The 5,485-nt window shown below is 51.1% G+C and carries 8 protein-coding genes and 1 pseudogene; 2 read left to right on the forward strand and 7 right to left on the reverse strand.

Annotated features, from left to right (window positions below; genetic code table 11):
- Nucleotides 1–17: 17 nt before the first annotated feature.
- The 6 genes from QZ279_RS06280 to QZ279_RS06305 all read right to left on the reverse strand — a co-directional run bounded on the left by QZ279_RS06280 (nucleotide 18) and on the right by QZ279_RS06305 (nucleotide 3,758).
- On the reverse strand, nucleotides 18–800 hold the full coding sequence (locus QZ279_RS06280; RefSeq protein ID WP_293449324.1) for a 3'(2'),5'-bisphosphate nucleotidase CysQ: 783 nt from the start codon (nucleotides 798–800) through the stop codon (nucleotides 18–20).
- Nucleotides 787–2,133 carry a TldD/PmbA family protein gene (locus QZ279_RS06285; RefSeq protein ID WP_293449325.1) on the reverse strand — a complete coding sequence of 449 codons (1,347 nt, stop codon included), beginning with the start codon at nucleotides 2,131–2,133 and terminating at the stop codon, nucleotides 787–789. The genes QZ279_RS06280 and QZ279_RS06285 overlap by 14 nt, the downstream gene beginning before the upstream one ends.
- 114 nt (nucleotides 2,134–2,247) lie before the next feature.
- Nucleotides 2,248–2,547 (reverse strand): DUF2125 domain-containing protein, encoded by a 300-nt coding sequence (locus QZ279_RS06290; RefSeq protein WP_293449326.1) that lies wholly within the window; start codon nucleotides 2,545–2,547, stop codon nucleotides 2,248–2,250.
- A 12-nt stretch (nucleotides 2,548–2,559) separates the two neighbouring features.
- Nucleotides 2,560–2,811, reverse strand: a complete 252-nt coding sequence (locus QZ279_RS06295) for a hypothetical protein (RefSeq protein WP_293449328.1) — start codon at nucleotides 2,809–2,811, stop codon at nucleotides 2,560–2,562.
- Nucleotides 2,808–3,230 (reverse strand): hypothetical protein, encoded by a 423-nt coding sequence (locus QZ279_RS06300; RefSeq protein ID WP_293449330.1) that lies wholly within the window; start codon nucleotides 3,228–3,230, stop codon nucleotides 2,808–2,810. Before QZ279_RS06300 ends, QZ279_RS06295 begins: the two co-directional genes overlap by 4 nt.
- A 120-nt stretch (nucleotides 3,231–3,350) precedes the next feature.
- Nucleotides 3,351–3,758 carry a hypothetical protein gene (locus QZ279_RS06305; protein ID WP_293449332.1) on the reverse strand — a complete coding sequence of 136 codons (408 nt, stop codon included), beginning with the start codon at nucleotides 3,756–3,758 and terminating at the stop codon, nucleotides 3,351–3,353.
- 122 nt (nucleotides 3,759–3,880) lie between these two features.
- Here QZ279_RS06305 and QZ279_RS06310 point away from each other — a divergent pair, with 122 nt between their 5' ends.
- Together QZ279_RS06310 and QZ279_RS06315 are read left to right on the forward strand one after the other, a co-directional pair.
- On the forward strand, nucleotides 3,881–4,633 hold the full coding sequence (locus tag QZ279_RS06310; RefSeq protein WP_293449334.1) for an SDR family oxidoreductase: 753 nt from the start codon (nucleotides 3,881–3,883) through the stop codon (nucleotides 4,631–4,633).
- The gene (locus QZ279_RS06315; RefSeq protein ID WP_293449336.1) at nucleotides 4,630–5,241 is read left to right on the forward strand and encodes an enoyl-CoA hydratase/isomerase family protein; all 612 of its coding nucleotides are present in this window, start codon (nucleotides 4,630–4,632) and stop codon (nucleotides 5,239–5,241) included. The genes QZ279_RS06310 and QZ279_RS06315 overlap by 4 nt, the downstream gene beginning before the upstream one ends.
- Before the next feature lie 9 nt (nucleotides 5,242–5,250).
- On the opposite strand, the pseudogene QZ279_RS06320 reads toward QZ279_RS06315, so the two are convergent.
- A pseudogene (locus QZ279_RS06320) lies at nucleotides 5,251–5,485 on the reverse strand (flagellar basal body-associated protein FliL); the annotation flags it as partial.

Genomic DNA, 5,485 nt, shown 5'->3' on the forward strand with positions numbered 1-5,485 from the left:
CGGTTCGTATGCGCGGGTCAAGCGTAAGCAAGATCTTCTATAAGCGTCGAATGCAGGGACGGACCCGCTGCGACGACACCATTTAAGCGAGGATCAGTTGAATTAAACTTAAGCGGCGCACCTGTTTTGTCAGATATTGTACCGCCCGCCTCTGTGATGATCAAAGCACCGGCAGCGATATCCCATTCCCAACTTGGGCGCAGCGTAAGCATGGCATCGAATTCTCCTTGGGCGACAAGGGACAAACGATATGCAAGAGAGGGCCGATGGTGATGGTCGAATACAGGCGGCTTACCGTCAGCCCAATGTTTTGCATCAAGGCCAGGTTTTGCTGCAAGAATGTTTGATCCAAGATATCCGTCCTGTCGGGACGCAGAAATAGGTGTGTTGTTCAATCGAGCACCGCCACCAAGTTCTGCGGTAAACAACAGATCACGCATTGGCAGGAGAACAACCGCAGCTGTGATTACGCCATGACGCGCAACCGCAAGCGAATGCGCCCAAGTACGTGCGCCCTCGATGAAACTGCGTGTGCCGTCGATGGGATCGATGATGAACACAAACTCTTTGGATTGGCGCAATGAATTATCGGCAGATTCTTCGCTAAGCCACCCATAGTTAGGCCGCGCGTTTAGCAATTTTTCTTCCAGCAGCGCGTTCACGGCCAAATCTGCTTCTGTCACGGGGCCTGCACCGTCTGCTTTGTCCCAAATTTTGGGCGCATTCTGAAAGAACGTCTGTGCAATTTTTCCTGATGCGAGTGCGGCATCAATTAACAGATCGAGATCAGTTTCCGGCAAGGGTCATTCCTTCGACCAGCAAGGATGGGACAACACGTGACAAGTGTTGGCGCGCATCGTTGGCTGGGGTCATGCGCATCAACATATCACGTAGATTGCCAGCAATCGTGCATTCATTGACGGGATGTGTGATTTCGCCGTTCTCAATCCAGAACCCTGCCGCGCCGCGAGAATAATCCCCTGTCGTTGGGCTTATGGTCGAGCCGATCATCGACGTTACGAGCAACCCTGTTCCCATGTCATGGATGAGCTCTTCGCGGGATTTCTGCCCTTGGGTGAGTTCGATATTCCAATTGCTTGGTGAGGGCGGCGCAGAAGTTCCACGCGCTGCGTTTGACGACGAGGCCATGTTTAATTTGCGCGCATTGGCAAGATCAAGCGTCCAGCCTGTAAGAATGCCGTTCTGGATGATTGCACGCTTTTGCGTCGGCAAGCCTTCCCCATCAAATAGTCGCGATCCTGGAATGCGTGGGCGATGCGGGTCTTCAATCAGACTTAGGTGCTCAGGTAAAACTTGCTCACCAAGCGCGTCTCTTAACCATGATGACCCGCGCGAAATGGATGCACCGTTTACCGCGGCCAAAAGATGGCCGATGAGGGTCGATGAAATGCGTTCGTCAAATAGAACCGGAAAGCTACCGGTTGGTGGTTTGGTCGCGCCAATGCGTGCCAAAGCGCGTTCGGCCGCACTTTTGCCGATGTCGCCCGCGTCCCGTAAATCGGATTGGAAAATACGGCTGTCACCGTCGTAATCGCGTTCCATTTGTGCGCCTGTGCCGGCAATCGCAACGCAAGATGTGGCGCGATCTGTGCGTTGGTATCCACCCGTAAATCCATTGGTCGCGCTAATATGAACTTCGCGTGCACTGTAACCGCCGCTGGCGGCTTGGACTTGGCTTATGCCCTCAAAGTCCAGTGCTGCGGCTTCGGCACGCATTGCATCGTCTTGTAGCTCTGCGGGGGCAGGTTCTGGCGAGGTATCTGATAATTCCAGCCCGTCTGCGCCACGAGCATCCGACAGCATCGAGTCGTTTGCTAGGCCTACAAATGGATCCTCGGGTGCTTCTTTAGCCATCGCGACTGCGCGTTCGCACATGGCTTCGATAGTTTGTTGGGATGTGTTTGAGGAGGACACGCAGGCCTGTCGCTGGCCGATCAAAATGCGCAATCCGATATCAACGCCTTCTGATCGATCGGCTTGTTCCAACACGCCATTGCGGACGTCGATGGACAGGGCTGTGCCCTTGACGGCCATTGCATCAGCGCTGTCTGCTCCTGCTTTTTTAGCCGCGTGCAACAATGCGTGTGTCAATTCTTCTAGATTTTGGGACATCTGGGCTCCGCTGTCTGATTGATGTTGAGGTAGCTCGCTGAGCCCTTTGTTACAAGGTCGCATGAAAAAAGGCTGCGCTTTTAAACGCAGCCTTTAGCTGGAAATTTAGGAAACTTACTTTAGGCGTTGCCCATTCGCGAGGATGTGACCTTGCTCATTTATTTCAACCTTTGTGGTAAGAGTGTCCTCGCCGTCACCGCGGCGCGTGAACAGGCCCATCATCATGCGCGCACCCATGGCTTGCTCTTGTGGCAACAGGCCCATCTTCACCAAACCATCCATCAAGCCGTTGCCGCCGACAAGCTTTAGATCGATCTCGCCTGTAGGCTTAGGAAAACCGTTAAAACTTGTTAAGTCGGTGTTATCAAATGTCGCATCACCCGTTCCAGTAAGTTCAGCACCAGCTGCTGACACAACAAGATTGCGCTACGTCAAGGCGTTCAGTTCCGCTGGCATTACGTCGCCCTTTTCGACAGCTTCCATTTGCTTTGGATCAAGAAAATCGATTAGCATCTTGGCTTTGCCGACAAGATCGAATGAGATGGTCGCCGGATTGCGTGGCAACGCATTGCTTGGGTCAATCATCGACCACAGGGTATCAGAAGTGACAAAGTCGCTGAATGTGAAACCAAGAGCAAAATCGCTTGGGATATCTGATTTTGCAATTGGAATCATCATGTTGAAGGCGACTTTTCCGAGGTCTGCAATGATCGGGAATGGAATTTTTGACCAGCCACATTGAAGTTCACAACAGTGCTTGTCCCTGAGTATTCAAGTAAATCTTTGTTCATGCGAATGGCGATTTCAGCACTGCTTGACCCCTCTAAAGTGTCGCCACTTTCGGTGAGGTAAAAACCGGTTTTAGAACCGTTATATCCGAAGGTGCCATCCAGCGTGAAACCGTTCGACAACGTAGCAATCATGTCTTCTGGATCAATAACCGCGGGAATAAGTGTATCGCTTTTGAAGTTTAGCGCAGCCATTGTGCCTGTTAGCGCAAAGCCATCTTTGTTATCTTGGGCCGCATATTTAATTGTGTAATCGGTCTCGGATAACATCACGGTCTGCGTAAATTTACGCAATGCGCCAGGTTCCATTATGGATTGTCCGCTCAGGCCTTTTGAGCCGAGCGTAACCTCAAGTTCATCTGACGGAATCGTATCACCTTGGATGATAAGTTCTTTCAGAATGAACCCGATTTGATCTGCACTGTAATTCTAAGTTATTTTGCTTGGATCACCGCTGGCCTGCATCACCATGTTTTGCATCGTGTACTCAAGCCCACCAGAAATAGGCGTCCCATCGGGGCCTAGAGCTGTGAAGGTCAGAGGCATGCGTTCTGGGAAAATGAGATCAACTGTGCCATCATAGTTTTCGACAAAATCAATACGGTCCATCGTTGCGCCAAATTCGCCACCATCCTCGGGCATTGGGACTGTCATTTTGAAATCAGTGATTTCAAGCGAACTTCCTGACACGGTTTCCGTCGCACTCACTAAATACCCAAAGCCAGCCATATAAGCTTGCCAATCTGACCAAATATCCTGTGCTGTCACATCTGCCACGGCGTTGTTCGCTAGAAAAATCAGAGAAGTGGTGCCTAAGATGACGGACCTGAATGACATGAAGGTATTACTTTTTGAAACAATTCGGCTTGCAGCTTTGACTGCGCTTGGGGCAACGTCAACCCAAAGTGCCGTTTGTGAATTGTGACGGCGATAATCCCCCGAAGGTAAGGAGATATCAGATGTCAGATGTAGCAGGAAAAACAGTCGTAATCACAGGGGCCAGTCGTGGGATCGGTGCGGCGTGCGCACGTATATTTGCAAGTGAGGGGGCAAATGTTGTCTTGCTCGCGCGCAGTGGTGCGGAAATCGGGGCGATTGCGTCTGAGATCGGCGTTGGTGCCTTGGCCTTAGAGTGCGACGTCAGCAAATATAGCGATGTATTAAATGCGATTGCCCAAACAAAGAGCCATTTTGGCAGCGTAGACATTTTGATTAACAATGCGGGAGTTATCGAACCCATCGCAAATCTATCGACCGCTGATCCTGCTGAATGGGCGAAAGCGATAGAGATTAATTTGACGGGTGTCTTCAATGGAATGCGTGCTGTGCTACCTCTGATGCGCGAGGCCCATAGCGGGACCATTATCACAGTTAGCTCTGGCGCTGCGCATAATCCGATAGAAGCTTGGTCGCATTATTGTAGCTCAAAGGCGGGTGCTGCGATGCTGACCCGCTGTGCCCATTTGGAAAACCAAGCGCGCGGACTGCGTATTATGGGGATGTCGCCTGGGACAGTAGCCACACAAATGCAGCGCGACATCAAAAAGTCTGGCGTAAACCCTGTTAGTCAGTTGGACTGGGATGTTCATATTCCAGTTGATTGGCCCGCTAAAGCACTGCTTTGGATGTGTACGAAGGACTCTGACGGCTGGTTAGGTCAAGAAATTTCGCTTCGGGACGATGATATACGCTCGCGCATTAGTCTATCATGATTGATCTCACGAAGAACGACGGCATTTGGACAGTAACCATAAATCGCCCCGACAAAGCCAATTCCTTGACATATCCGATGCTTGCTGAGCTGACGCAAATTGCGATTGATGCGAAAAATGCACGTGGCTTTGTTCTAACGGGCAATGGCAAAGTTTTTAGTGCAGGTGCTGATCTTGATGAAGCACGTGCGGGATTGGCGACATCTCCAATCTGGGAGGAGCTTTCCGCAGCAGTTGCCGCGTTGCGATGCCTAACGATAGCCGCCCTGAATGGCACTTTGGCGGGCGGGGCCATGGGTATGGCGCTCGCGTGTGATGTCCGGCTTGGTGTTCCCAAAGCAAAGTTCTTCTATCCCGTAATGAAACTTGGGTTTTTGCCCCAACCCTCAGATCCAGCGCGAATGTGCGCACTGATCGGACCTGCGCGCACGAAGTTGGTTTTGATGGGAGGTCAAAAATTGACCGCTGAAACCGCATTTAATTTTGGTTTGATCGATCAAATCTGTCCACCTGAGGATTTGCTATCAACAGCATATGGAATTGCCGCTGACAGCGTTAATGCAGATCCAAACCTTGCTGCGAAAATCAAAATCATGTGTGGTCTCTAATCATACAGGTTAATTGTCTTGTCGGGCGATGTCGGTCACGAGGACACCGTTGACGACGTCGCCAAGAACGGCAACGGCGCTTTGCTTTAGAGAACGGCGCATACGCAAAAGATTTTCAGTGGTCGCAAAATCGCCGTCGAAACCGCCGAGGCTTGCTTGATCAAAAAGCGCTTGAAGGAAACTATCGCGCAAGCGTGGCTCGACGGCGTAAACTTTGTCTGATGCACCCTCTTTGACCTCGATG

This window comes from Planktotalea sp. (assembly GCF_018607965.1).
GTDB lineage: Bacteria > Pseudomonadota > Alphaproteobacteria > Rhodobacterales > Rhodobacteraceae > Planktotalea.